Source organism: Streptomyces amakusaensis, assembly GCF_039532665.1.
In the GTDB taxonomy this organism is placed as follows: Bacteria; Actinomycetota; Actinomycetes; order Streptomycetales; family Streptomycetaceae; genus Streptomyces; species Streptomyces amakusaensis.
This window is the reverse complement of sequence record NZ_BAAASB010000020.1, coordinates 56658-81204: the sequence shown is the minus strand read 5'-3', so window position 1 is coordinate 81204 and position 24547 is coordinate 56658. Positions and strand designations below refer to the sequence as shown.

Below are 24547 nucleotides of genomic sequence, written 5' to 3'. Positions count from 1 at the left end.
GCCTGCCGGTCTGTGATCTGCGACACGGGGTCGGTAACCGTTCTTGTGATCTCCACCACCCGTCAGAGGATCATGAAGGCGGATGAGAGGTGATCTTCGTACGTGAAGCGCACACATGGCTACCAGAAGTGACATTCTTCGACGTTTTCGCTGGTCGAAGGGGCTGTGCACTATCAAGAACATGGCCCATGAAGCAAATTCGCGATGGACGGGAGCGGATGATAGTAAGCCTTGCCTCACCTCATCTGAGCCTCCCTCAGGAGCCCGCCGGGGAGGCCCGGGGGAAGCCGGGGAGGCTCCGGGGGCGGACGGGCGGGACTCCGCCATCGCTCCGGGGCGACGGCGCGAAGAGGGGCGCGCGTGCATCCGTTCACGATCTTGCGACGGCCCGTCACTCTCGCGGCACGGTCCGGCACCCAGCGCGGCCGGGGCACGGCCGGGCACGGCGGACCACGACCGGCCGGCGGGCCATCAGCCGGTAGCACCCCGAGCACCGCCCGTGACCGTCGAGGATCAGCCAGATGTGACCTGTGTCACCACCCCGTATCGCCATCGAAGACGGGCTTGGCCAACGACCCGAGACGGTGGTAGGCGTTGGGCAATTCGGACCTTTTCCCAAAAGACCGTGATCACGACCATGATCACTACTGCCCGAAATGCCCGTTAGGGCGTCAATAAAGCCCCACAATAAGCGGATTGATAAATTCCGATCGTAACTGTGGCGCAACACACGTTTCTTGTCGGGAACCGGGTGTGGCTGATAGCGGTTGTCCCATGTCCCACACCGCTCACATACCCAGCCACCGGAAGCCCCGGACTCGCAGCGCCTCCGGCATGGCAATCCGGGCCGGAGTCGCCGGGAGCGTTCTCAGCACGATCGCGGTGGCCGGAGCCGCCGGGCCGGCGAACGCCGAGCCGGTGACCGAGACCATCGAGATGCCCGCGTTCACCCCCGCCGGTCTCTCGGACGCGGTCGCCGCGTCCGCCCAGACCCAGCAGCAGGCCGCCTTCGACCTGGAGTTCCAGGCCCAGGAGGATGCCGCCGCGAAGAAGGCCGCCAAGGCCGCCAAGACGGCCAAGGCCGAAGCGGTGCGCAAGGCCGAGGCGGAGAAGGCGGAGAAGAAGGCCGCCGAGGAGCGGGCGCAGAAGCAGGAGCGCGAGGCCGCCGCCGAGCGCGAGCGCGCCTCCCGCACCGCCGAGCGCACCACGCTCGCCACGACCGCGACCTCCGCCTCCACGGCCGACGCGCCCAGCACCGCCTCCTCCGGCGGCACTTCGAGCGCGAACACCCCCGCGCCCTCCTCCAACGCGTCCGGCTCGGTCGGCACCGTCATCGCCTTCCTCAAGGCGCAGGTCGGCGACGCCTATGTGATGGGCGCCACCGGCCCCAACTCGTGGGACTGCTCCAGCCTGGTCCAGGCGGCCTTCCGCCAGGTCAACATCGACCTCCCCCGCGTCTCGCAGGACCAGTCGACGGCGGGCACCCAGGTCGGCACCTCCAACCTCCAGGTCGGGGACATCCTCTACTGGGGCGCGGCGGGCAGCGCGTACCACACGGGCGTCTACATCGGTAACGGCCAGTACCTCGACGCGGCCAACCCCGCGAAGGGCGTCGTCATCCAGGATCTGTCGGGCTACCCGGCGACGGGTGCGGTGCGCGTTCTCTGAACGTGACCGTTCCGTCCGGTGAGTCGGCCGAGGGGCCGGCGGGAGCACTCCTCCCGCCGGCCCCTCGGCCGTTTCCCCGAAGGCCCGAAGAGACGTCCTAGCCGTCGGGATTGACCTCCAGCCGGGTCAGATCCATGTCGTCCAGGAGGGCTTCGTGGGTGCGGCCACTCATGTGGGCGTCCTTCTCGATCTCCACGGCGGCCCAGCCGGTGAGGCTCATGACGAGGACTCTGAGGCCGTCCGTGCCGTAGTTCTCCAGGACTTCGTCGGCGGTGCGGAGGGCCTCTTCGGGGATGCGCTCCTCGGGATAGGCCCCGACCACTCTGCGCAGCAGGCTCACGGAGATGTGCGAGATGTCCGGGGCGATGGCTCGCAGCCGTCGGTCCTCAGCTTCGTCCACGGGTTTCCCCCTCTGTCGAGTGCGCGGGAGCCGCTCCGTCACCCCCGTGTCCGCTTCCCTTCGCACCCAACCAGTTTCCACCCATGCCGCCGCGCACACGGGCGGTTCGTGTGAATCCGGCCGGTTCCGCTCAGAGCATGAACTCGTAGAGACGGAAGAGCCGGGGGCCCTGCCGCTCGGGGTCGCGGGCGCGTGCGGCGCGCTCCCGGCGGCGGAGCTGGGCCCAGCAGCCGGCGACCAGGGCGCGGGCCTCGACGCCGGGCCAGGGCTCGGGCAGAAGTTCGGGCGGCAGGAGCGGATCGGGCTCCATCGCCTGGGTGAACTCGGTGGCGAGTTCCACCGCGAGGGCCACCGTCTCCGCGCCGGACAGCTCCGGGTGGGAGCGGATCCACTCCAGCCGGGGGCGGGCGACCGCTTCGAGACGGCGGTGGCGGTCGGCGATCTCCTCCAGCGGCCACAGCTCGCGGGCGAGGGCCGCCGGGTCGCTCTCGCCGCCCCGGCGGAGGTCGGTGGTGGTGAGAAAGGTGAGATGGCCGAGGAGTCCCAGCGAGTCGGCGTATTCCTCGACATAGGGCTCCCAGGCGTGGGGGCTGACATAGAGCCCGCCCTGGAGGGGCGCGCCGCCGAGCCGGACGAGCGCGGTGCGCAGCGCGTCGCGGGCCGCCCGGGAGGTCTCGGGCACGGCGAAGGCGACCAGGTGCCAATGGCCGTCCCAGGGCTCCAGTCCGGCGTCCTGCCGGATCGCGTGGGCGACGAACTTCACATCGGGTTCGAGCCGGCGCTCGGTCTCGCCGATCGCGCGCAGGGTCGCCCGGCGCCCCCGGCCCTCGTGGCTGAAGCGCCCCTCGGCGACGAGCCGTTTGACGCACAGCCGCACCTGCTGGTCGGTCATGCCCAGCAGGGGGGCGGCCTCGTACAGCTCTCCGGCGTCGACCGTGTGGTCCTCGCGGATCAGCGCCTCGACGAGGTCCCTGGTGGAGACATGGACGGGCGGCAGGACTTCGTGGGGACCGGTAGTCATGGTCTGGGGTGCCTCGCACAGGCCGGGAACAGGGGGACGAGCTGCGATCCCCTCCAGTCTGGACCTCCGGACGGCCCGGTTCCAGCGCCGGCCGCCCCGGACGGGCCCCGGACGGGGTCAGCCCGGCGTACCGTCCGCACCGGCGGCCACCGCCGACAGCAGCCGGCCGCGCAGCCGTTCGTACCCGGGGGCGAGCAGCCGCAGTCCGGCCGCCAGCGCCGCGTCGTCGCCGGTGACCAGCGGATGCTGGAGCCCGCCGAGCAGCCGGGCCTGCCGGGCGGCCTCGGCCGCCGCCTCCGGCAGCCGCAGCAGGCCCAGACAGTGGGCCGCGTCCGCGAGACGGCGTGCCCCCACCCGTACGGCGAAGCCCGCCAGATGCTCGCGCACGGCCGGGTCCAGCCCGGTGCCGACCAGCTCGGCCAGCGCCTCCACCGCCGCCGCGCCGCCCAGGGAGCCCGGGGGCGAGGGCCGCCCGCCGCCGCGCCCCGAGAGCCACTCGGCGGCCCGGGGCAGCGAACGGCGCAGCGCCCGCTCCACCGTGACCTCGCGCCGGCGCGTGAAACCGGACCGCATCACGAACGGGACGTCGGTGTACTCCACCGTCTCCGCCCGCCAGGCCTCCGTGAACGCCGCCAGCGGCGAGGTGGCGTACGGATGCCCCTCCGGGTCGTGGAGGAGCACCACGCCGTCCACCAGGTCCAGCACCACCACATAGTGGTCGCCCTCGCCCCGCGCGGGCGTCCCCGGCCGGTACGGCAACAGCCCCAGATCCACCGGCCCCACCAGCACCGGCCCCACGGCGCAGGCCGCCCGCAGCCTGGCCGCCGCCTCCGCCGCCGAGCCGTCCGCCGTCCGTACGCACCCGAGGCCGAGCAGCTCGACGGCGGCGTCGAGCCCCTGCTCCGGGTCCCAGCCGTACGGATCGAAGAACGGCAGCCCTCCCCCGGGCAGCTGCGCCCCGAAGGCCGATCCGGTCAGCGTCTCGACGACGGCGACCGGCGGCGCGGCCGGGCCGAGCGCCATCGCGAGGGAGTTGGCGTAGCAGTAGGGACCTGAGCCGGTGTACGTCGACACGCGGAAGCCTTCCGTCGGGACCGGTCGCGCCCCTCGGACGGGGGCGTCACGGACACTTCAGGGCCTCACACGGGGAGAAGGTCAAGAAGCCCGCCCCGGGGAGTCCGGGGCGGGCCGAGGGCGTCGGGGAGCGGGGGTCAGGCCTTGGGCGCGACCTTGGAGAGGCCGTTGATGATGCGGTCCATGGCGTCGCCGCCGGTGGGGTCGGTGAGGTTGGCCAGCATCTTGAGGGTGAAGCGCATCAGCATCGGGTGGGTCAGACCGCGCTGGGTGGCGATCTTCATGACCTTGGGGTTGCCGATGAGCTTCACGAAGGCGCGGCCCAGGGTGTAGTAGCCGCCGTAGGTGTCCTTGAGGACCTTGGGGTAGCGGTGCAGGGCCAGTTCGCGCTGGGCGGGGGTGGAGCGGGCGTGGGCCTGGACGATGACGTCGGCGGCGATCTGGGCCGACTCCATGGCGTAGGCGATGCCCTCGCCGTTGAAGGGGTTGACCAGTCCGCCGGCGTCGCCGACGAGCAGCAGGCCCCGGCTGTAGTGCGGCTGGCGGTTGAAGGCCATCGGCAGCGCGGCGCCCCGGATCGGGCCCGTCATGTTCTCCTCCTGGTAGCCCCACTCCTCGGGCATGGAGGCGCACCAGGCCTTGAGGACCTCGCGCCAGTCCAGCTCCTTGAAGGAGGAGGAGGTGTTGAGCACGCCGAGGCCGACGTTGGAGGTGCCGTCGCCCATGCCGAAGATCCAGCCGTAGCCGGGCAGCAGCCGGTCCTGCGCGCCCCGGCGGTCCCAGAGCTCCAGCCAGGACTCCAGGTAGTCGTCGTCGTGGCGCGGGGAGGTGAAGTAGGTGCGCACCGCGACGCCCATCGGGCGGTCGTCGCGCCGGTGCAGCCCCATCGCCAGGGAGATGCGGGAGGAGTTGCCGTCGGCCGCGACGACGAGCGGCGCGTGAAAGGTGACCGGGAGCTTCTCCTCGCCGAGCTTGGCCTCGACGCCGGTGATCTTGCCGGTGCGGTCGTCGATGATGGGCGCGCCGACGTTGCACCGCTCGTAGAGCCGTGCGCCCGCCTTCTGGGCCTGCCGGGCGAGCTGCTCGTCGAAGTCGTCGCGCTTGCGGACGAGTCCGTAGTCCGGGTAGGAGGCGAGTTCCGGCCAGTCGAGCTGGAGCCGGACACCGCCGCCGATGATGCGCAGGCCCTTGTTCCGCAGCCAGCCGGCCTCTTCGGAGACGTCGATGCCCATCGCGACCAGCTGCTTGGTGGCGCGCGGGGTCAGTCCGTCGCCGCAGACCTTCTCGCGCGGGAACGCCGTCTTCTCCAGCAGCAGTACGTCCAGGCCCGCCTTGGCGAGGTAGTACGCGGCCGTGGAGCCGGCCGGGCCTGCCCCGACGACGATCACATCGGCGCTGTGTTCGGAGAGGGGCTCGGTCACGGCGGGTTCTCCCGAAGACTCGATTAATACGTGCCGAACGGCACAGGGCATGTGCAGTCTAGGGGGCGTACCGATCAACGATCGAAGGGCTCCCCCTCATGAGCAGGCTTCTCCCCGACGTAAAGCTGCGCGTGCCCACCGACGAGGACGCCCATGCCTGGCACCGGGTCTTCGACGACCCCGAGGTGATGGAGTTCCTCGGCGGGCGCGGGGCCGAGTTGTCCGTCTATGAGGAGTTGACCGCGCGGCAGCGCAGGCACGACGCGGAGCTGGGCTTCTGTCTGTGGACGCTGCTGGACGAGGAGGGCGAGGTGATCGGTTTCACCGGCGCGCAGCCGTGGCCGCACACGGCCTTCGGCCCGGTCGGGGAGATAGAGATCGGCTGGCGGCTGGGCCGGGCGGCCTGGGGGAAGGGGTACGCGACGGCCGCCGCCCGGGTCGCGCTGGAGCGGGTGCGGGCCGCCGGCGTGGAGCGGGTGACGGCGATGGTGGACACCCGGAACGAGCGCTCGCAGGCGGTGGTCCGGCGGCTCGGGATGGCGTACGACCGGACGTATGCCGCGCCGGAGGGCCCGCGCGAGGCGCACTGCTACCGGCTCGCGCTCTGACGACGCCCTGACCGCGTCCCGCCGGGCCCCGACGGGACGCGGGAGGGGTCACTCCTGGGGCCTGGTGGCGCGGTGGAGCGCCACGATCCCGCCGCTGAGGTTGCGCCAGGCCACCTTGGACCAGCCGGCCCGCTGGACGAGCGCGGCCAGCTCGGGCTGGCCGGGCCAGGTGCTGATGGACTCGGCGAGATAGACGTACGCGTCGGGGTTGGAGGAGACCGCCCGCGCCACCGGCGGCAGCGCGCGCATCAGGTACTCCTCGTACACCGTCCGGAAGGGGGCCCAGGTCGGCCGGGAGAACTCGCAGATCACCATCCGGCCGCCGGGCTTGGTCACCCGGAGCATCTCGCGCAGCGCCTGCTCGGTCTCGCGCACATTGCGCAGTCCGAAGGAGATGGTGACCGCGTCGAAGACGCCGTCGCGGAACGGCAGCCGGGTGGCGTCGCCGGCCGTCAGCGGGAGCCAGGAGTTGCGCTCCTTGCCCTCGCGGAGCATGCCGAGGGAGAAGTCGCAGGGCACGACATAGGCTCCGGCGTCGGCGAAGGGCAGCGAGGAGGTGCCCGTGCCGGCCGCGAGGTCGAGCACCGTCTCCCCGGGGCGGGCGTCGACGGCGGCGGTGACCTGCTTGCGCCATCTGCGGTCCTGGCCGAGCGAGAGGACGTCGTTGGTGAGGTCGTAGTTCGCCGCCACGTCGTCGAACATCGAGGCGACTTCGTGCGGCTGCTTGTCCAGGGATGCTCGGATCACACGGCCCATTCAAGCAGGGCCGGCGGGCCGTCCTACGAGCGGCGGTGCAGCAGCCGTCCGCCGAGCACGGTCGCGACGCAGCTCGCCCCTCCGAGCCGTGCGAGCGCCCGCGCGGGGGGCTCGTCGCGGGGGATGCCGAAGACGGCGAAGTCGGCCGGGCCGCCGACCGTCAGTCCGCCGTCCAGCAGGGCGTGCGGGGGGTACGCGGAGAGCGGGTCGAGCGCGGGGGTTCCGGCACCGGCCTCCGGGAGGGCTCCCGGTTCGCGCACCCGCAGACCGGACCGCGTCACCGCCGTACGCACCGGGGGCCGGGTGAAGGGCCCCACGACGGCCGTGCAGCCGTGCGCCAGCAGCCGCTGGAGGCCGCGCCGGGCGCTGCCGCCCCAGCCCGTCCCGTCGAGCCCCAGCGCCGTGAGGGCGGCCCCGGTCACCGGCTCGGTGCCGAGGGCGTCCGCCTCGCGGGGGTCGGGGTGGTAGGCCGCCTCCAGCAGCTCCGCCGCGCCGGGCGCGCGCAGTCCGGGCAGCAGCAGTCCGGGCCAGCGCCGCACCCGGGCCGAGGGGCGCTCGGCGGTCAGCTCCGCGTACGGCCCGATCGCCACGATCAGCCCGGTGTCGACGGCGACCGCCGCCGGGCCCCGGCCGGGGTCCGGGAGCGCACCGAGATCCGCGCCGCCCGTGAGGACCGCGTCGGCGGCGTGGATGGTGAGCACGGGAGCGGCCGGCGTCTCAGTTGGCGTTGAGGAGCTTCAGCTCCGGGTGGGCGGTGCCGCCCTCGATCGCCGTGGACGAGATGTGGGAGACCACCCGGTCGTCCGCCGGGTCGTCCGCCGGGTCGGTGTGGACGACGACATGCTCGTACGTCGTGGTCCGCTGGGCCGGGACACGGCCCGACTTGCGGATCAGGTCGATGATCTCCTGGCGGTTGGAGCGGTGCTTCGCGCCCGCCGAGGAGACGACGTTCTCCTCCAGCATGATCGAGCCGAGGTCGTCCGCGCCGTAGTGCAGCGACAGCTGGCCGACCTCCTTGCCGGTGGTCAGCCAGGAGCCCTGGATGTGGGCGACGTTGTCGAAGAAGAGCCGGGCGATCGCGATCATCCGCAGATACTCGAAGAGCGTCGCGTGGGTGCGGCCCTTGAGCTTGTTGTTCTCCGGCTGGTACGTGTACGGGATGAAGGCCCGGAAGCCTCCCGTCCGGTCCTGTACGTCGCGGATCATCCGCAGGTGCTCGATCCGCTCGGCGTTGGTCTCGCCGGTGCCCATCAGCATGGTGGAGGTCGACTCGACGCCCAGGCCGTGGGCGATCTCCATGATCTCCAGCCAGCGCTCGCCGGACTCCTTGAGCGGGGCGATCGCGGTACGGGGGCGCTCGGGCAGCAGCTCCGCGCCCGCGCCCGCGAAGGAGTCGAGGCCGGCCGCGTGGATCCGGGTGATGGCCTCCTCGGCGGAGACGCCGGAGATCCGGGCCATGTGCTCGACCTCGGAGGCTCCGAGGGAGTGGATCACGAGCTGCGGGAACGCCGCCTTGATGGCGGAGAAGTGCTCCTCGTAGTACTCGACGCCGTAGTCCGGGTGGTGGCCGCCCTGGAACATGATCTGGGTGCCGCCCAGCTCCACGGTCTCGGCGCAGCGCCGCAGGATGTCGTCGAGATCGCGGCTCCACCCCTTCCCCGTGTCCTTCGGCGCGGCGTAGAACGCGCAGAACTTGCAGGCGGTGACGCACACATTGGTGTAGTTGATGTTGCGCTCGATGATGTACGTCGCGATGTGCTCGGTACCCGCGTACCGGCGGCGGCGCACGGCGTCGGCCGCGCTGCCCAGCGCGTGGAGCGGCGCTGAGCGATAGAGGTCGAGGGCCTCTTCCGGGGTGATCCGGCCCCCTTCGGCGGCGCGGTCCAGCACGGACTGAAGGTCGGCCTTCTCGGTCACCGGGTGTCACCTTTCGGCGGTTTTGCAGGGCATGGCTCAAAGCGTCTGCGGGCCCGGCCAGCCTACGCCAGGGGCGACGGGACCCGGGGGGCCGGGCGGTCGGGGGCCCGGAGGAGTTCCACGGTGACATCGGCGGGGTAGCCGGTGGTGGGGCCGGTGCGGCGGGCGAACTCCCGGACGCCGGCCAGCTGCTCGGGGCCGAAGCGGAAGTCGAGGGTCCGGAAGTATCGCTCCAGCAGCTCCGCGTCGAAGGACTCCCAGCGCGCGGCCTGCTCGGCCACCTTGGCGACCTCTTCGAGGGAGACGTCGCGCGAGCCGAGGAACGCCTCGTGCACCTCGTGGACGATGGCCTCCTCACGGGCCAGATAGTCCTTGCGGGCCGCCCACACCGCGAAGACGAACGGCAGCCCGGTCCACTCCTTCCACAGCAGCCCCAGATCATGGACCTCCAGACCCAGCCGGGGGGCGTCGTGGAGCGAGGCACGCAGCGCCGCGTCGCCGATGAGGACGGCCGCATCGGCCTCCTGCATCATCACCCCGAGATCGGGCGGGCAGCTGAAGTAATCGGGGGCGACCCCATACCGCTCGGAGAGCAGCAACTGTGCCAGCCGTACGGAAGTGCGCGAAGTGGAACCGAGCGCCACGCGTGCGCCGTCGAGTTTCTCCAGAGGAAGCTGGGAGACGATCACGCAGGACATCACCGGACCGTCGCAGCCGACCGCCAGATCGGGAAAGGCGACGAGCTGGTCGGCATTGCGCAGAAATTCCACCAGAGTGATCGGCCCGATATCGAGGTCGCCCCGCACCAGCCGCTCGCTCAGCTTCTCGGGGGTGTCCTTGGACAGCTCCAGATCGAGAAGGGTTCCGGTGCGGGCGAGCCCCCAGTACAAGGGGAGACAGTTGAGGAACTGGATATGGCCGACGCGCGGCCGGCTGCTGCGGCGGCGGTCGGTTGCTGTGCTTTCTCCAAGACTGTCCACAAAGCGAGGCTAGACCTCTTCCCGGGCCATGGAGCCGTGGGGGGCGCACGCGGGTCGCACCGCCCCACACCGCCGTCGGCGCGCGCCCCCCGCCGAAGACCGCCCGGCGCTCCCCGCACCCGGCCCCGAAGACGATCGCACCCCCTGCGAGCTGCGGTTGGACCGATTCACTCCCCCCGCGGCGGACCGGCGGCCGACCGGCGCGTCAGCGCGCCCCCGGGCGCTTCAAGCGTCCGAGTGAAGTGATCTTTGCCTCTACCGCTGCCAACACAGTGCGTGCTAGGCTCGACGCAAGTTGCAGTTTGGTTTCCCTTGCAGTACAGAGCCTGCGGAGCATGTGACCCGCAGGCTTTTGTAGTTTTCAGACTTGTTTGCAGGTTCTGGAGCAGGGCAACCCTTTGGCCCAAGGAGGGCTTATGGCTACCGGAACCGTCAAGTGGTTCAACGCTGAAAAGGGCTTCGGCTTCATCGCCCAGGACGGCGGCGGCCCGGATGTCTTCGTCCACTACTCCGCGATCAACGCGTCTGGTTTCCGCTCGCTTGAGGAGAACCAGGTCGTGAACTTCGACGTCACTCAGGGTCCGAAGGGCCCGCAGGCGGAGAACGTCACCCCGGCCTAGTCAGCCAGGGTCGGCGATCGCGCACGACTAGCAGTACCCAAGGAGCCCCGGCCTTTCCAGGACCGGGGCTCCTGCCTTTCTCCATGACCCCCCGGGGTATTACCCCTGGACGGCCGGGCGGTCAGTCCGGGCGGCTCGGGAGCGGCGGCAGCGCCGCCTCGTACAGCCAGCGGGCGAAGAGGCCGGCCGGTGATCGCTCGCAGAGCCGTTCCGCCATCGCGACGAAGCCCTCCGTGGTCACCACCCCGTGCCGGTGGACGCCCGTCCACTCCCTCAGCAGGGCCACGAACGCCGGGTGGCCGATCTCCGTGCGCAGCGCGTGCAGGGTGAGCGCGCCCCGCTCGTACACCCGGTCGTCGAAGAGCCGGCGCTGCCCCGGATCGGCGATCAGGATGTCCTGCGGCATCAGCGCGAGCCGGGCGTGGGACCTGCTCGCCATCACCGCCGTCGAAGGGCCGCCGGAGGCCTCGGACCAGAGCCACTCGGCGTACTTGGCGAAGCCCTCGTTGAGCCAGATGTGCCGCCAGTCGGCGACGGTCAGACTGTTGCCGAACCACTGGTGGGCCAGCTCGTGCGCGATCAGCCGCTCGCTGCCGCGCCGCCCGTCCACATGGTTGGCCCCGAAGACCGACAGGCCCTGGGCCTCCACCGGAACATCCAGTTCCTCGTCCACCACCACGACGCCGTACTCCTCGAAGGGGTAGGGGCCGAAGAGTTCCTGGAAGAGGCTCATCATCCGGGGCTGCCGGGCGAAGTCGTGCTCGAACCGGCCGCCGGTCAGCGCCCTCGGCACGGCGGCGGGCTGCGGCACGGAAGGCTCCGCGCCCGGCTCCGGCTGCGGCTCCGGGGCCGTGCCCGGGACCTCGACCAGCTCGTACGGGCCGATCTGCACGGTCGCCAGATACGTGGCCATCGGCGCGGGCTGCTCGTACACCCAGGTCGTGGTGGAAGCGCCGACCGAGCGGGAGATCAGCACCCCGTTGGCGACCACGGCGTACGGGGAGGGCGCGGTCACCGCGATCCGGTAGGCGGCCTTGTCGTCGGGGCGGTCGTTGCAGGGGAACCAGGAGCGCGCGCCGTGCGGCTGGGAGGCGACCAGCGCGCCCTCCTCCAGCTGCTCCCAGCCCAGCTCGCCCCAGTCGGGGGTGCGGACGGGGTGCGGGACCCCGCTGTAGCGGACCTCCACGGTGAAGGGTTCGCCGGGCATCGGCGGCCGGGCCGGCCGGATGCGGAGCCGGTCCCCACGATGGGTGTACCGGGCCGGCCTGCGGCCGTCGACCAGTACCTTGCTCAACCGGAACTGCCCGAGGTCAAGCACGATCTCGGTGAGCGGCCCCGCGCCGGGACCCTGGGAAGGACCGGCGACCGCGCTGACCGTGGCCCGCCCGGAGAGCCGGCCGGTGTGCGGGAGATAGTCCAGCTCCAGGTCGTACGCGGTGACGCGGTAGCGGTCGTCGCCGTGCAGCGGGAAGTACGAATCCGTCACTTGGGCCCTTCGTTCACTTCGTGGGGCGCGGTCCTCTGGGTCGTGGCTTCCTGGCGGCCTTCGCCCGCTTCCGGGCGCGCGGCGGCTTCCAGGCGGCGATCGGATTACCCAGCCAGCGGGTGCCGGCGGGCACCCGCTCCCCGCGCATCACCAGCGACGCGGGGCCGACCACGGCCCGGTCGCCGATCACCGCCCCGGGCAGCGCGATGCCGTGCGGGCCGAGCGTGGCACCCGACCCGATCCGGACATTGTCCATGCGCATGATCCGGTCATGGAAGAGGTGTGTCTGCACCACACAGCCCCGGCCGATGCTCGCGCCCTCCCCCACGGTGGCCAGATCGGCCTCCGGGAGCCAGTACGTCTCGCACCACACGCCCCGGCCGATCCGGGCCCCGAGCCCGCGCAGCCACAGACTCATCAGCGGGGTGCCGCCGACCGAGCCCACCAGCCAGGGGACCGCGAGCACCTCGACGAAGGTGTCCGCCAGCTCATTGCGCCAGACGAACGCCGACCACAGCGGATGCTCGACCGCCCGGAATCTGCCCACCAGCACCCATTTCGCCGCCAGCGCGAGCAGCGCGGCCACCGCGCCCGCCGCCAGCAGCAGCACCCCGCCGAGCAGGACGGCCAGGGGGTGGCCGAGGTGCTCGGCGAGCGTGCCGAAGGCGATGACCGCGAGGAGCGCGAGCATCGCCGAGCAGATCACCGGAACGATTCTGCACAGCTCCACGGCGGCCCTGGCCCACTTCAGCCGGGCCGGCGGGGCGAAGGTACGGCTCTGATCGCCCTCCTCGGCGGCCCTGGGCAGCCGCATCGGCGGCATCCCCAGCCAGGAACTGCCCGCCTTCGCCCCCTTGGGCGTGGACGACAGCACCCCCACCAGCCCCCGCTTGGGCACCCGGCGACCGGCGGCCGTCATGCCCGAATTGCCGAGGAAGGCGCGTTTGCCGACCCGGGCCGCCGCGATCCGGAGCCGTCCGCCGCCCAGCTCGTACGAGGCCACCATCGTGTCGTCGGCGAGGAACGCGCCGTCGCCGACCGTGGTCATGGCGGGCACCGCGAGCACGGTGGACGCCTCCACGCCCCGGCCCACCTTCATGCCGAGCGCCCGCAGCCACACGGGGGTGGCGAGGGACGCGTACAGCGGGAAGAGCTGCACCCGCGCCATGTCCATCAGTCGCTCGGTCGTCCAGGCCTGCCAGGCGATCCGGCTGTGGACGGGATGGCTGCCCTCGCGCAGCCCGGCGCTCAGCGCCCGTACCCCCGCGAGGATCAGCAGGGCGTACGCGGCGAGCGCGGCCAGGGTCGCCAGGGGGACGGCGGCGAGCGGGGCGGCGGACGCCCGGAGGATCAGCAGCGCCGGGAGGGCGGCGAGCGCGGGGAGCAGACCGAGGAGGAGCGAGGTCAGCGCGTAGACGGCGGTCCAGCGCGGGCGGCGGACCGGGCGCGGGCCGGCCGGGGGGCGGGCCTTGCCGTCGCGGGTCGCGGGCGCGCCGGACCAGCGCTCGCCCGCGGGCACCGCCCCGGTGACGCCTGAGCCGGGCGCGATCTCGGAGCGCTTGCCGATCCGCGCGCCGGGGAAGAGGGTGCTGCGCGCGCCGACGGTGGCGTCCGCGCCGACGCGCACCGGGCCGATGTGGAGCAGATCGCCGTCCAGCCAGTGGCCGGAGAGATCCACCTCGGGCTCGACGGCCGCGCCCCGGCCGAGCCGGAGCAGCCCGGTGACGGGCGGGAGGGAGTGCAGGTCGGCGTCGTCGCCGACGCGTACGCCCAGCGCACGGGCGTAGTACGTCAGCCAGGAGCCCGCGAGGCCGGTCGCGCCGCTCAGCTCGGCGAGCCGCTCGGCGGCCCACAGCCGCAGATGGACGGAGCCGCCGCGCGGATGGGTGCCGGGGCGCACCCCTCTCAGCAGCAGCCGCGCGCCGCCCGCCGCGATGGCGATCTTCCCGGGCGGGCTGATGACGAGCAGCCACCCCAGCCCGATCCACCACCAGGAGACGGCGGGCCCGGCGAGTGCCAGCACATTGTTGACGGCGGCGGCGACCACGCTCCACCGCAGCCCGGCGACGGTGAGCAGCGGGAGCAGCAGCGCCAGCTGGGCCAGCTGCGTCCGGCGGGGTACGGGGCTCACCCGGCGGGCCGGGCGGGCGGCGGCGGGACCGGGTCCCGGGCCGGAGTCCAGGGTGCGGGCGAGCGCGCCGAGGGTGGGGTGCTGGTAGATGTCGCCGACGGATCCGGTGGCGTACCGCTCGCGGATCCGGGAGACGAGCTGGGCGGCGGCGAGGCTGCCGCCGCCGCCGGCGAAGAAGTCGGCGTCGGGGCCGGTGACCTCGGCCCCGAGGAGTTCGGCCCACTGGCCGGCCAGCCAGGCCTCGGTCTCCGTGAGGCGCTCGGTGAGGCGCTCCGTGAGGCTCTCGGGCCCCCCGGGCCCCCCGGTCTCCGGGGGCAGCGGCCAGGGGAGGGCGTCCCGGTCGACCTTTCCCGAGGTGCGGGTCGGCAGCTCGCCGACGGCGGCGAGCCTCGGTACCAGCGCGGCGGGCAGCTCGCCGCGCAGCAGCTCCCGCGCCCTCTCCAGGTCGAAGACCGGTTCGGAGTGCTCGGGACTCTCGGGGACGACATAGCCGATGAGGAGCTGGTGGCCCGCCGGGGTGGTGCGGACGGCGGCGGCGGCGCCCGCGACACCGGGGAGGGACTGGAGCGCGGCGTCGACCTCGCCGAGTTCGACGCGTCGGCCGCCCAGTTTGATCTGCTCGTCCGCACGGCCCAGGAAGACCAGTCCGGCCGGGTCGGCGCGGACCAGATCGCCGCTGCGGTAGGCGCGGGGCCAGCCGAGGGCGGGCAGCGGGGCGTACTTCTCGGCGTCCTTGTCCGGGTCGAGATAGCGGGCGAGGCCCACTCCCCCGATGACCAGCTCGCCGCTCTCGCCCAGCGGGGCGATCTCGCCCCGGGCGTTCACGACCGCCAGCTCCCAGCCGTCGAGCGGCAGCCCGATCCGTACCGGGCCCTCGCCGGTGAGCCGGGCGGCGCAGGCGACGACGGTGGCCTCGGTGGGGCCGTAGGTGTTCCAGACCTCGCGGCCGGGGACGGCGGTGCGCTCGGCCAGCTCCGGCGGGCAGGCCTCCCCGCCGAAGATCAGCAGCCGTACGCCGGTCAGCGCGTCGGCGGGCCAGAGCGCGGCCAGGGTGGGGACGGTGGACACGGCGGTGACGCGCTGCTCGACCAGCCAGGGGCCGAGGTCGAGCCCGGTCCGCACCAGTGAGCGCGGGGCGGGCACCAGGGCGGCCCCGTGCCGCCAGGCGAGCCACATCTCCTCGCAGGAGGCGTCGAAGGCGACCGAGAGCCCGGCGAGCACCCGGTCCCCGGGGCCGAGCGGCTCCCGGCGGAGGAAGAGACGGGCCTCGGCGTCCACGAAGGCCGCCGCCGCGCGATGGGTGACGGCGACGCCCTTGGGTTTTCCGGTGGAGCCGGAGGTGAAGATCACCCAGGCGTCGTCCTCGGGACCGGGGCGGGGGGTGGCCTCCGGCCCGGGCAGGGGGTCGGTACGGACACTGTCGTCCGGCAGAGGCCGGGGACGGCCGTCCTGCGGACCGGACTCCGGGACGGGAAGACGCCCGCCGTCCGGCAGCGGCCCGGTACAGGCACCACTCTCCGACCAGGACCCCGTACGGACACCGTCCTCCGGCAGAAGCCGGGGACGGCCGTCCTGCGGACCGGACTCCGAGACCGGAGGACGCCCGCCGTCCGGCAGCGGCCCCGTGCGGACACCGCCGTCCGGGCCGGGGGGCCGGTGGCGGAGGGTCAGGGTGCGGGCCTCGGTCAGGACCGCGCGGACGGCAGCCTCGGTGAAGACCAGCTCGGCCCGCTCGTCGGGGTCTTCCGCGTCGACCGGGACGTAGGCCGCGCCCGCCGCGAGGACGCCGAGGATCGAGACGTACAGATCGGCCGTCCCGGACGGCACCCGCACCCCGACCCGGTCGCCCGGTCCGATGCCCGCGCCGGTCAGCCGGGCCCGGACGGTCTCGACCTCGTCGGCGAGCGCGCGGTAGGTGAGCGGGGTGACGCCGTCGTCGACGGCGAGGGCGTCCGGCTCGCGGCGGGTGGTCTCGTCGAGGATGTCGACGAGGGTCCGGGCCGGGGCGGCACGGCCGGCGGTGAAGAGGGCGGGGGCGGCGGGCGGTCCGGCTTCGAGCAGGGCCCGGCCGTCCGGGGCGGGGGAGAAGGTCATCCGGCGCGCCCTCCGCCGGGCCCGGGTCGTGCGGCTCTTCGAGGCGGGCTCGTGCGCATCTCTCACTCTCCATCTGTCGTTGGGGTACCCCCGGGCCGCCGGGCCCAGGGGGAGAGTGCGCTGCGATCCCGTCCCGCGCACGGCAAACGGGGAGTTTATCCAGTGATGATCCGACTCGCCTGTTCTGTGAATTCAGGCACCCGGCCGACGGCGCGCACCGCCGATGCCCCTGCCGGCCGTCATCGGCGCAGCTCACGGCGGGGAGCCGGGCCCGCCGGAAGGGCCCCGGCGCATCCCGCGCCGGGGCCCTTCCTTGTGGGGAACCCCACCCCGGGTCGCCGCCGGGGCCGGGTCAGCGGGCGGTCCAGCGCTCGCCCCGGAGCAGCTCGCCCAGCCCCACCCACGCGAAGTTCATCAGGGTCGCCGCCGCGTCCCGCGCGGAGACCGTGCCGTCCTCGTGCCGCCAGCCGGCGAGCGACTCCGCCGCCCCCACCAGCGCCTGGGCCAGCCCGGTCATGTCCCGCGCGGCCAGCTCCGGGGTCCGCCCGGCGGTGCCGGCCTCGCGGGCCGCCGCGCCGATCAGGGAGGCCACCCGGGCGACCATCTCGTCCCGCATGGCGGCCACCTCCAGCGCGAAGGGCTCCCCGTGGGTGCGCGCCTGGCGGTGCAGCACCGCCCAGCCGTCCGGGTTCTCGGCCGTGTGGGTGAAGAAGGCGGTGAGCCCGGCCCAGAGCTGCCGGTCGGCGGGGAGCCGGGGGTCGACCGAGTCCCGCACCGAGGCACGCAGGGCCCGCGCCTCCCGCCGTACACAGGCGGTGAACAGCTCTTCCTTGGAGTTCAGATAGAGGTAGACCAATGGCTTGGAAACGCCCGCGAGCCCGGCGATCTCCTCCATCGAGGCGACCCGGTAGCCGCGCCGCCCGAAGGTGTGCACGGCGGCGTCCATCATCTGCCGCTCCCGGACGGCCCGTGGCAGCCGTGTGCCCCGTACGCCTCCGCCTCTCCCAGCGCTCATGCTCCGAAACTCCCCCTCGCCCCGTACCACACCCCTGCCGCGCGGTAAGCCTACGGCCAGCGCAAACCGGCCGGAACGAGCCGGACCCCGCGCTCCCCGGGTACGGAACACGGGGTGCGCGGGGTCCGGCTCGACCGGCCGGAACGTCAGACCGGGGCCGGCACCGGGTGCGCGTCCTCGACGGGCTCGTCGATCGGCGAGGCGGTGGCCGAGTTGTACGCGTCGTGGTCCAGGATCTTCTCCCGGGCGGCGACGATGACCGGAACCAGCGCCTGGCCCGCCACATTGGTGGCCGTGCGAATCATGTCCAGGATCGGGTCGATCGCCATCAGCAGACCCACGCCCTCCAGCGGGAGGCCCAGCGTGGAGAGGGTCAGGGTCAGCATGACCGTGGCACCGGTGAGACCGGCGGTGGCGGCCGAGCCGACGACCGAGACGAAGGCGATCAGCAGATAGTCCTGGATGCCCAGCTGCACGTCGAAGATCTGCGCGATGAAGATCGCCGCCAGCGCCGGGTAGATCGCGGCGCAGCCGTCCATCTTGGTCGTCGCGCCGAACGGGACCGCGAAGGAGGTGTACGCCTTCGGCACGCCGAGCCGCTCGGTGACCTTCTGGGTCAGCGGCATGGTGCCGACCGAGGAGCGGGAGACGAAGGCCAGCTGGATCGCGGGCCAGGCGCCCCGGAAGAAGTGGACCGGGTTGACCTTGGCGACGGTCGCGAGCAGCAGCGGGTAGACGCCGAAGAGGACCAGGGCGCAGCCGATGTAGACGTCGGCGGTGAAGGTCGCGTACTTGCCGATCAGCTCCCAGCCGTAGTCGGCGATGGCGAAGCCGATGAGGCCGACGGTGCCGAGCGGGGCGAGCCGGATGACCCACCACAGGGCCTTCTGGAGCAGTTCGAGGACGGCCTCGCTGAGCGTGAGGATCGGCTTGGCCCTGTCGCCGAGGGCGAGGGCCGCGATACCGCCGACGGCGGCGATGAAGACGATCTGGAGGACGTTCAGCTCGGTGAAGGGCGTGATGATGTCGGTGGGGACGATTCCGGTGAGGAAGTCGATCCAGCTGCCCTCGCGCTTGGGGAGCTGCCCGTCCTTGGGGGTGAGGCCGGTGCCCTCGCCCGGGTTGGTGACCAGGCCGATGGTGATGCCGATGGCGACCGCGATCAGCGACGTGATCATGAACCAGAGCAGGGTCTGGCCGGCCAGCCGGGCGGCGTTGTTGACCTTGCGGAGGTTGGTGATCGACACCAGGATCGCGAAGAAGACGAGCGGGGCGACGGCCAGCTTCAGCAGCCGGATGAAGATGTCTCCGATGTGCCCGAGGGTCTCCTTGAGCCAGCTGACGCCGAACTCGCGGGCGATCCAGCCGAAGACGACGCCGAGCACCAGACCGGCGACGATCTGGACCCAGAAGGGGACCTTGGGTATTCGGGAACCGGAGCCCGAGGGCTTTCCGGTCGTGGTGGACGCGGTGTTCGCGGACACGGACACACTCCAGAGCGGCGAGAGGGGAGAAGAGCGGGGAAGGGCGGCACCCGTGCGCGAGGGGCTGTTCCGCCTGCGGTACCGGGGTCAGACCGGACGGCGACAGGCCGGACGGCGACAGACCGCGGGCATACAGCGGCGTCTGTCGGCGCGCGCGCGTGTCACGAGCGGGAGGCTCGTGGCATGGGGAAAGCGCGGCGCTGACGTCATGCCCGATACGTTAACACTTGAACTTTGAGATCCTCAAAGCTTTACTTTGGGATCTTCGCCACTCCAAAGAGGGATAGCGCCCGGAGTGCGCCCACTGGCCGGTAATCCCTGGCCGAAATGTGAGCTACGACACGGAAAGCGCCACCCGTCTCCTGCCCAGGGTGCTCCGGGGGAAACGCGGCACGCCCCCGGCCGGTGGGCCGGGGGCGTGCGGTGAGCGACAGAGCGAGGAGGTCAGTCCTCCTGGGTGCGGTTGGCCTCGTAGCGCGCCTTGGTCCGCTCGACCTTGGTGACGATCTGCTCGGACATCGCGTCCCGCTGGCTGCGCAGCAGGACGAAGCTGATCGGCGCGGAGAGCACCACGGCCAGCAGCACGACCCAGACGAAGTTGGAGTCGCCGAGACCCTTGGGCAGGATCCCGAAGTGGACCAGCGCGGCCACCAGCGCGAAGCAGCCGGCGAAGACGGCGAGGCGCAAGGCCGTGTACTTGATCGCGGCGCTCGACTTGGCTGACACTGCGGGGCCCACTCTCTTCGTACTCCGTATGACGGAACTGACAGAACCTGCCAAACCAGTGAAGCACGCCCCCTAAACCGCCGGGCAGGCGGCTCGGGAAGACGGCTCCCCCGGTGGCCGGACGGGCGGTCAGACCCGCATGGCCTGCGGGGTCTCCCGGCGGTCGGCGTCCGGGCCGGGGTACTCGCGGATGATCTCGTAGCGGGTGTTCCGCTCCACCGGACGGAATCCGGCGTCACGGATCAGGTCGAGAAGATCGTCGCGGGTCAGCTTGTTCGGCGTGCCGTAGTTGTCCGCGTCGTGCGTGATCTTGTACTCGACCACCGAGCCGTCCATGTCGTCGGCGCCGTGCTGGAGCGCGAGCTGCGCGGTCTGCACCCCGTGCATCACCCAGAAGACCTTGACGTGCGGAACATTGTCGAAGAGCAGCCGGGAGACCGCGAAGGTCTTGAGCGCCTCGGCCCCGGTCGCCATCGTGGTGCGCGCCTGGAGCTTGTTGCGGACCTTGCCGTCCTTCATGTCCACGAAGTCGTGCTGGTAGCGCAGCGGGATGAAGACCTGGAAACCGCCGGTCTCGTCCTGGAGCTCACGCAGCCGCAGTACGTGGTCGACGCGGTGGCGGGGCTCCTCGATGTGCCCGTAGAGCATGGTGGACGGGGTCTTGAGGCCCTTGCTGTGCGCCAGCCGGTGGATCCTCGACCAGTCCTCCCAGTGGGTCCGGTGGTCGACGATGTGCTGACGCACCTCCCAGTCGAAGATCTCCGCGCCGCCGCCGGTGAGCGATTCGAGGCCGGCCTCGATCAGCTCGTCCAGGATGTCGGAGGCCGACATCCCGGAGATGGTCTCGAAGTGGTGGATCTCGGTGGCGGTGAACGCCTTCAGCGAGACATTCGGAAGGGCTTCCTTCAGCGCGCTCAGGGAGCGCGGGTAGTACCGCCACGGAAGATTGGGGTGGAGCCCGTTGACGATGTGCAGCTCGGTGAGGTTCTCGTTCTCCATCGCCTTGGCGAGGCGGACGGCCTCCTCGATGCGCATGGTGTACGCGTCCTTCTCGCCCGGCTTCCGCTGGAACGAGCAGTAGGCGCACGACGCGGTGCACACATTGGTCATGTTGAGGTGGCGGTTGACGTTGAAGTGGACGACGTCGCCGTTCTTCCGCGTGCGCACCTCGTGGGCGAGACCGCCGAGCCAGGCCAGGTCGTCCGAGGCGTACAGGGCGATGCCGTCCTCGCGGGACAGCCGCTCCCCCGCCCGGACCTTCTCCTCCAGCTCGCGCTTGAGCCCAGCGTCCATGCGCCCGCCTCCCATGTCTGACGTCAATCGGGCTCCGACAACGTTACTCCCCCGCTCTTGACAGCGAGGGCCGCCCCCGCCCCGCCCGTCAGTCCTCCTCGGGAAGGTCCCCGACGCGGTTCTCCCACTTGGTCGAGAGCACGATCGTCGTACGCGTGCGGGAGACCCCCCGGGTGCCGCTGAGCCGGCGGATCGTCTTCTCCAGGCCGTCCACGTCGCCGACGCGGACCTTGAGCATGTAGGAGTCGTCGCCCGCGATGAACCAGCAGTCCTCGATCTCGGCGAGGTCCCTCAGCCGGCGCGCCACGTCCTCGTGGTCGGCGGCGTCGGAGAGCGAGATGCCGATGAGCGCGGTGACCCCGAGGCCGAGCGAGGCCGCGTCGACGGTGGCGCGGTAGCCGGTGATGACTCCCGCCGCCTCCAGGCGGTTGATCCGGTCGGTGACGCTGGGGCCGGAGAGGCCGACGAGCCGTCCCAGCTCGGCGTAAGAGGCCCTGCCGTTCTCCCGGAGAGCCTGGATGAGCTGTCTGTCCACCGCGTCCATGTGCCTGGAGCCTTCCTTAGTATCCGAAAGTGCCGAAAGTGTTCGAAATCCAAAGGCGTGCGGGGCCCGGCCCCGCAGTTCCTGATGAAGAGCCGGCAGTGATCGCTCCGGTTCCGCGCCGGGGCCGGAAGGACCGGAAATCCCGCGCGGTCGGCCGGATCAGCCCTGGCGAGCGCCCCCGAGCTGTCCCTTCCACCGCCGGTACAGCGTGTGCGGCACGCCCACCGCGTCCAGCGCCCGCCCGGCGACGAAGTCCACCAGGCCCTGGAGGTCGCTCGCGCCCGCGTAGAACGCGGGTGACGCGGGCAGCACCACCGCGCCCGCGTCGTCGAGGGCGAGCAGATGGCGGAGCGTCTGTCCGTTGAGCGGGGTCTCCCGCACGGCGACGACCAGGGGCCGCCGCTCCTTGAGGGTCACACTCGCGGTGCGCTGGAGCAGATCCTTGGAGAGACCGAGGGCGACTCCGGCGACGGACGCCGTGGAGGCGGGGACGATCAGCATCCCCTTGGCGGGGTACGAGCCCGAGGACGGCCCGGCGGCGAGGTCCCCCGCCGCCCAGTGGCGCACGCCGTCCAGCTCCACCGTGAAGGCGTCCGGCTTCCCGTCCGCCCCCCGGCTCAGCCACTCGCGCAGATCGTCCCGCCAGTGGGCGTCCCGGAAGGAGATCCCGGTCTCGTCGAGCAGGGTCAGCCGGGAGGCCCGCGAGACCACCAGATCGACGCTCTCCCCCGCGTCGATCAGCCCGCGCAGCACGGCGGCGGCATACGGTGTCCCGGAGGCCCCGGACACTCCGACGATCCACGGACGGCGGGGGGTGTTCTGTGCTGGCTCCACACAGGGAGCCTATCCGCAGGGCCGTGCGACCCGTGTGCCAGGCACCGAGGCCGGGACGGACCCCCTACACCGTCAGCCCGCGCACCAGCAGATCCAGCAGGGCGAACCCGAACAGGCTGATTCCGATGAAGCCGTTGACGGTGAAGAAGGCCCGGTTCAGCCGGGAAAGATCGTGCGGCTTCACCACGGTGTGCTCGTAGCAGAAGGCCACCGCCACGACCACCAGACCGGCCCAGAGGAAGGCCCCGGCATCGGTGGCCAGGGCGAACCACACCAGCAGCGCGGTGGTCACCACATGCGCGCCCCGCGCCCCGTACAGCGCGGCCGGCACACCGAAGCGCGCCGGGACCGACAGCACGCCCTCGGCGCGGTCCGCCTGGACGTCCTGGGTGGCGAAGATCAGGTCGAAGCCGCCGATCCAGACGCCGACGGCGAGGCCGAGGATCACCGCGTCCCAGGACCACTCGCCGGTGACCGCGAGCCAGGCCCCGATCGGCCCTATGGCCTGCGCGACGCCGAGGATGGCGTGCGGATAGTGGGTGAACCTCTTGCCGTACGGATAGACCACCATCGGGACCGCCGCGACCGGCGCGAGCATCAGACAGAGCGGGTTGAGCAGCGCGGCGGCGCCCAGGAAGACCGCCAGGGCGATCAGCGCGCCGGTCCAGGCGGACCGTACGCTCACCGCGCCGGTGACCAGCTCCCGGCCCGCCGTGCGCGGGTTCCGGGCGTCGATCTCACGGTCGATGATCCGGTTGCAGGCCATCGCGAAGGTGCGCATGCCGACCATGGCGACGGTGACGAGCAGCAGCGTGCCCCACTGGATGCTGCCGCCGTCGAGGAACATCGCGGTGAGGGCCGCGATGTAGGCGAAGGGCAGCGCGAAGACCGAGTGCTCGATCATCACCAGCCGCAGAAAGCTCCTCGTCCGGCCCGGCCCGGGGACGGCCGCGGCGGACGCGGTCACCGCCGGTACCCGCGAACGGCCGGGCGAAGGAGTGCGGGGCGGCTCACAGCCCGTACTCCTTCCAGCGGCGGTCGACCAGCGCCGCCGTGTCCGGGTCCGACTCGACCATGTGCGGCCAGCCGCCGTCCCGGGTGTAGCCCTCCTCGGGCCACTTCGCGGTGGCGTCGATGCCCGCCTTGCCGCCCCAGAACTGCTGGTACGAGGCGTGGTCGAGATGGTCGACCGGCCCCTCGGCGACGGTGAGGTCGCGCGCGTAGTCGGTGTTGCCCAGCGCCCGCCAGGCCACCTCGTGGAGGTCGTGGACGTCGCAGTCCTTGTCGACCACGATGATCAGCTTGGTCAGCGACATCATGTGCGCGCCCCAGATCGCGGACATCACCTTCTGCGCGTGCTTGGGGTACTTCTTGTCGATCGAGACGATGGCGCAGTTGTGGAAGCCGCCCGCCTCGGGCAGGTGGTAGTCCACGATGTCCGGTACGACGATCTTGAGCAGCGGCAGGAAGAAGCGTTCCGTCGCCCGGCCCAGCGGACCGTCCTCGGTCGGCGGGCGGCCCACCACGATCGACTGGAGCAGCGGCTTGCGCCGCATGGTCACGCAGTCGATGGTGAGCGCCGGGAAGGGCTCCTGCGGGGTGTAGAAGCCGGTGTGGTCGCCGAAGGGGCCCTCCGGCAGCATCTCGCCCGGCTCCAGCCAGCCCTCCAGGACGACCTCCGCGTGCGCGGGGACCTGGAGCGGGACGGTCTTGCAGTCGACCATCTCGATCCGCTTGCCCTGGATGAAGCCGGCGAAGAGGTACTCGTCGATGTCTCCGGGGAGCGGCGCGGTGGAGGCGTACGTCACCGCGGGCGGCGCGCCGAAGGCGATCGCGACGGGCAGCCGCTCGCCCCGGCGGGCGGCGACCTGGTAGTGGTTGCGGCTGTCCTTGTGGATCTGCCAGTGCATGCCGATGGTGCGGCGGTCGTGCCGCTGGAGCCGGTAGAGGCCGAGATTGCGGACGCCCGACTCGGGGTCCTTGGTGTGGGTGAGCCCCAGATTGAAGAAGGAGCCGCCGTCCTCGGGCCAGGTGAAGAGCGCGGGGAGCTGGTCGAGGTCGACCTCCTCGCCCCGGAGTACGACCTCCTGCACGGGGGCGTCCTTCACCTTCTTCGGCGGTACGTGGACCATCGAGCCGAGCTTGCCGAAGGCCTCGCGGACCCCGACGAAGCCGTGCGGCAGCTCGGGCTTGAGCAGCCCGCCGATCTTGTCGCTGATGTCCGTGTACGACTTCAGGCCGAGCGCCTTGAGCAGCCGGCGGTCGGTGCCGAAGACATTCATCGCCAGCGGCATGGCGGAGCCGCGCACATTCTCGAAGAGCAGCGCCGGTCCGCCCGACTTGTTCACCCGGTCGACGATCTCCCCGATCTCCAGATGGGGGTCGACCTCGGCCTTGATCCGCTTGAGGTCTCCCTCGCGTTCCAGGGCCCTGAGCAGGGAGCGAAGATCGTCGTAAGCCATGCGCCCCAGTATC

Annotated in this window: 21 protein-coding genes; 3 read left to right on the top strand and 18 right to left on the bottom strand. The window is 71.9% G+C overall.

Features of this window, described 5'->3' with window-relative positions:
• Nucleotides 1–774 precede the first annotated feature (774 nt).
• Nucleotides 775–1668: a C40 family peptidase gene (locus tag ABD371_RS29020; RefSeq protein WP_344483301.1), complete on the top strand. Its 894-nt coding sequence runs from the start codon at nucleotides 775–777 to the stop codon at nucleotides 1666–1668.
• A gap of 97 nt (nucleotides 1669–1765) precedes the next feature.
• On the opposite strand, the gene ABD371_RS29015 is transcribed toward ABD371_RS29020, so the two are convergent.
• The 4 genes from ABD371_RS29015 to ABD371_RS29000 all read right to left on the bottom strand — a co-directional run bounded on the left by ABD371_RS29015 (nucleotide 1766) and on the right by ABD371_RS29000 (nucleotide 5584).
• The gene (locus ABD371_RS29015; protein ID WP_190125829.1) at nucleotides 1766–2068 is read right to left on the bottom strand and encodes a hypothetical protein; all 303 of its coding nucleotides are present in this window, start codon (nucleotides 2066–2068) and stop codon (nucleotides 1766–1768) included.
• A gap of 130 nt (nucleotides 2069–2198) precedes the next feature.
• On the bottom strand, nucleotides 2199–3089 hold the full coding sequence (locus tag ABD371_RS29010; RefSeq protein WP_344483296.1) for a PaaX family transcriptional regulator C-terminal domain-containing protein: 891 nt from the start codon (nucleotides 3087–3089) through the stop codon (nucleotides 2199–2201).
• A gap of 117 nt (nucleotides 3090–3206) precedes the next feature.
• Nucleotides 3207–4163: a hypothetical protein gene (locus ABD371_RS29005; RefSeq protein WP_344483293.1), complete on the bottom strand. Its 957-nt coding sequence runs from the start codon at nucleotides 4161–4163 to the stop codon at nucleotides 3207–3209.
• A 137-nt stretch (nucleotides 4164–4300) separates the two neighbouring features.
• A complete protein-coding gene (locus ABD371_RS29000; protein ID WP_344483290.1) occupies nucleotides 4301–5584 on the bottom strand; it encodes a geranylgeranyl reductase family protein in 1284 nt (427 codons plus the stop codon).
• A gap of 98 nt (nucleotides 5585–5682) precedes the next feature.
• On the opposite strand from ABD371_RS29000, the gene ABD371_RS28995 reads away from it, so the two are divergent.
• Nucleotides 5683–6192, top strand: coding sequence for a GNAT family N-acetyltransferase (locus tag ABD371_RS28995; protein ID WP_344483287.1), 510 nt, complete (start codon nucleotides 5683–5685; stop codon nucleotides 6190–6192).
• A 48-nt stretch (nucleotides 6193–6240) separates the two neighbouring features.
• On the opposite strand, the gene ABD371_RS28990 is transcribed toward ABD371_RS28995, so the two are convergent.
• The 4 genes from ABD371_RS28990 to ABD371_RS28975 form a co-directional block, all read right to left on the bottom strand.
• On the bottom strand, nucleotides 6241–6939 hold the full coding sequence (locus tag ABD371_RS28990) for a demethylmenaquinone methyltransferase (protein ID WP_344483284.1): 699 nt from the start codon (nucleotides 6937–6939) through the stop codon (nucleotides 6241–6243).
• Between the two features lie 32 nt (nucleotides 6940–6971).
• Nucleotides 6972–7649 (bottom strand): hypothetical protein, encoded by a 678-nt coding sequence (locus tag ABD371_RS28985; protein WP_344483281.1) that lies wholly within the window; start codon nucleotides 7647–7649, stop codon nucleotides 6972–6974.
• A 16-nt stretch (nucleotides 7650–7665) separates the two neighbouring features.
• Nucleotides 7666–8865: a cyclic dehypoxanthinyl futalosine synthase gene (gene mqnC, locus ABD371_RS28980; protein WP_344483278.1), complete on the bottom strand. Its 1200-nt coding sequence runs from the start codon at nucleotides 8863–8865 to the stop codon at nucleotides 7666–7668.
• Between the two features lie 62 nt (nucleotides 8866–8927).
• The gene (locus ABD371_RS28975) at nucleotides 8928–9845 is read right to left on the bottom strand and encodes a menaquinone biosynthetic enzyme MqnA/MqnD family protein (RefSeq protein ID WP_344483275.1); all 918 of its coding nucleotides are present in this window, start codon (nucleotides 9843–9845) and stop codon (nucleotides 8928–8930) included.
• A 416-nt stretch (nucleotides 9846–10261) separates the two neighbouring features.
• Between ABD371_RS28975 and ABD371_RS28970 the strand changes: the two genes are divergently transcribed.
• A complete protein-coding gene (locus ABD371_RS28970) occupies nucleotides 10262–10465 on the top strand; it encodes a cold-shock protein (protein WP_003967102.1) in 204 nt (67 codons plus the stop codon).
• A gap of 121 nt (nucleotides 10466–10586) precedes the next feature.
• Here ABD371_RS28970 and ABD371_RS28965 read toward each other — a convergent pair whose 3' ends face one another.
• From ABD371_RS28965 to ABD371_RS28920, 10 genes are all read right to left on the bottom strand, one after another.
• Nucleotides 10587–11951 (bottom strand): M1 family metallopeptidase, encoded by a 1365-nt coding sequence (locus ABD371_RS28965; RefSeq protein WP_344483272.1) that lies wholly within the window; start codon nucleotides 11949–11951, stop codon nucleotides 10587–10589.
• A 13-nt stretch (nucleotides 11952–11964) separates the two neighbouring features.
• On the bottom strand, nucleotides 11965–16176 hold the full coding sequence (locus tag ABD371_RS28960) for a Pls/PosA family non-ribosomal peptide synthetase (protein WP_344483269.1): 4212 nt from the start codon (nucleotides 16174–16176) through the stop codon (nucleotides 11965–11967).
• A 352-nt stretch (nucleotides 16177–16528) separates the two neighbouring features.
• Entirely contained in the window at nucleotides 16529–17191 is a 663-nt protein-coding gene (locus ABD371_RS28955; RefSeq protein ID WP_344483267.1) for a TetR/AcrR family transcriptional regulator, read from the bottom strand.
• Between the two features lie 146 nt (nucleotides 17192–17337).
• Nucleotides 17338–18675: a dicarboxylate/amino acid:cation symporter gene (locus ABD371_RS28950; protein ID WP_344483264.1), complete on the bottom strand. Its 1338-nt coding sequence runs from the start codon at nucleotides 18673–18675 to the stop codon at nucleotides 17338–17340.
• Between the two features lie 444 nt (nucleotides 18676–19119).
• Entirely contained in the window at nucleotides 19120–19401 is a 282-nt protein-coding gene (locus ABD371_RS28945) for a DUF4229 domain-containing protein (RefSeq protein WP_190125841.1), read from the bottom strand.
• Nucleotides 19402–19530: 129 nt separating this feature from the next.
• Nucleotides 19531–20694, bottom strand: a complete 1164-nt coding sequence (gene mqnE, locus ABD371_RS28940; protein ID WP_190125842.1) for an aminofutalosine synthase MqnE — start codon at nucleotides 20692–20694, stop codon at nucleotides 19531–19533.
• An 88-nt stretch (nucleotides 20695–20782) separates the two neighbouring features.
• Nucleotides 20783–21238 carry an Lrp/AsnC family transcriptional regulator gene (locus ABD371_RS28935; protein ID WP_190125843.1) on the bottom strand — a complete coding sequence of 152 codons (456 nt, stop codon included), beginning with the start codon at nucleotides 21236–21238 and terminating at the stop codon, nucleotides 20783–20785.
• Between the two features lie 159 nt (nucleotides 21239–21397).
• Nucleotides 21398–22072 carry a UbiX family flavin prenyltransferase gene (locus ABD371_RS28930; protein ID WP_344483256.1) on the bottom strand — a complete coding sequence of 225 codons (675 nt, stop codon included), beginning with the start codon at nucleotides 22070–22072 and terminating at the stop codon, nucleotides 21398–21400.
• A gap of 64 nt (nucleotides 22073–22136) precedes the next feature.
• Nucleotides 22137–23039 carry a menaquinone biosynthesis prenyltransferase MqnP gene (gene mqnP / locus ABD371_RS28925; protein ID WP_344483253.1) on the bottom strand — a complete coding sequence of 301 codons (903 nt, stop codon included), beginning with the start codon at nucleotides 23037–23039 and terminating at the stop codon, nucleotides 22137–22139.
• Between the two features lie 43 nt (nucleotides 23040–23082).
• Nucleotides 23083–24534: a menaquinone biosynthesis decarboxylase gene (locus ABD371_RS28920; protein WP_344483251.1), complete on the bottom strand. Its 1452-nt coding sequence runs from the start codon at nucleotides 24532–24534 to the stop codon at nucleotides 23083–23085.
• Nucleotides 24535–24547: the final 13 nt, after the last annotated feature.